The organism is Rhodococcus sp. AG1013 (assembly GCF_003350365.1).
Classification (GTDB): Bacteria; Actinomycetota; Actinomycetes; order Mycobacteriales; family Mycobacteriaceae; genus Prescottella.
In genome coordinates this window covers 1-1,446 of sequence record NZ_QQAT01000049.1, presented here as the reverse complement: position 1 = coordinate 1,446, position 1,446 = coordinate 1, and the positions used below count along the sequence as shown (strand labels likewise).

The 1,446-nt window shown below is 66.0% G+C and carries 1 protein-coding gene; it reads left to right on the top strand.

All coding sequences use genetic code 11. The features are described 5' to 3' along the window. Positions 1 to 78: 78 nt before the first annotated feature. Complete coding sequence (locus tag DEU38_RS27925) at positions 79 to 1,341, top strand: IS701 family transposase (RefSeq protein WP_114724616.1); 1,263 nt, start codon at positions 79 to 81, stop codon at positions 1,339 to 1,341. Positions 1,342 to 1,446 lie beyond the last annotated feature (105 nt).

Here is a 1,446-nt window from a genome sequence, read left to right as displayed (position 1 = left end):
CTAGTAGGACTTTGTTAGGTCTGTCACGGTTGGGTGTGGGGTCTCGAGTTTCGGCGTGATCTTCGAGACGATGATGGGGTGGATGCCGCAGCCCTGTCCGAGGTCGATGAACGTCTTGATTCCTTTGTCGGTGAGGTGTTCTCGTCGTTGTTGCGTAAGGACAGGCTGGCGACGGCAGGGGTGTATACGCGAGGATTGATGCTCAGTGGTGAGCGCAAGTCGATGCAGCCGATGGCGGCCCGACTCGGTGTCGATCATCAGCGGTTACAGCAGTTCGTGACCACCTCCCCGTGGAAGGTCGAGCCGGTGCGGATGGTGCTCTCACGCAAGGCGTGCGAGCTCATCGCACCGGATGCGTGGGTGGTCGACGACACGGGGTTCGGCAAGGACGGCGATGCCTCCCCATGTGTGGCCCGGCAGTACTCGGGCACGTTGGGCAAGGTCGGCAACTGTCAGATCGCGGTCAGCGTGCACGCCGCGTCCGACGCCGCGTCATGCCCATTGAACTGGCGACTGTTCGTGCCGCAGGGCTGGGACGAGACCTGCGTCGATGATCCAGGTGCTGCGAGCGTCGTCGCGGCACGCCGGAAGAAGTCAGCGATACCCGACGGGGAGCGGCACCGGCCGAAATGGGAGATGGCGGTGGAGATGATCGACGAACTCCTCGCCTGGGGTCGTCCCCAGCCCGATGTCGTGGTCGCGGACGCCGGCTACGGCGAGGGCGCACAGTTTCGCGCCGCACTCTCCGACCGCGGTATCCCCTACATGGTGGCAGTCAAAGCAGCGACCGGCGTCTACCCGGCCGACGCCCAGCCCGAGACCCCGCCCCGGATCGGCCCCGGGCGTCCCTTCACCGCCCGTTACCGGGTGCCGAAGTCCAGCTGCAAGGACATGGTGATCGCCGCCGGACCGGATGCGGCGCAGGAAGTGTCGTGGCGGCGCGGCACCAAGGCCACACCCGGCAATCCTGACGCCGTCATGCGCTCCCGGTTCGTCGCCCTGCGGGCCCGACCCGCTGGCCACCGAGTGCCTCGCGCCACCGACGGATCGGTCGAGCAGGTGTGGCTACTGGCCGAATGGCCCATCGGTGCAACAGAACCCACCGACTACTGGCTCTCCACCCTGCCCGCGGACATCCCGATCGACGAACTCGTCCGCCTCGCGAAACTCCGCTGGCGCATCGAACACGACTACCGCGAACTCAAAGTCGCCCTGGGCCTCGACCACTTCGAAGGACGCTCCTGGCCCGGTTGGCACCACCACGCCACCCTCGTCACCGCCGCCCACCTGTTCCTGACCACCCTGCGGCTGACCGACCCAAAAGCCGGTGGGCAGGGCTGACCCTCTACGGCATCGTCCGCGACATCCAACGCGCACTCGCCATCTGGATCGGCACCTGCCCACTGTGTCACCACAGGTTTCCAACCTAACAAAGTCCTACTAGTG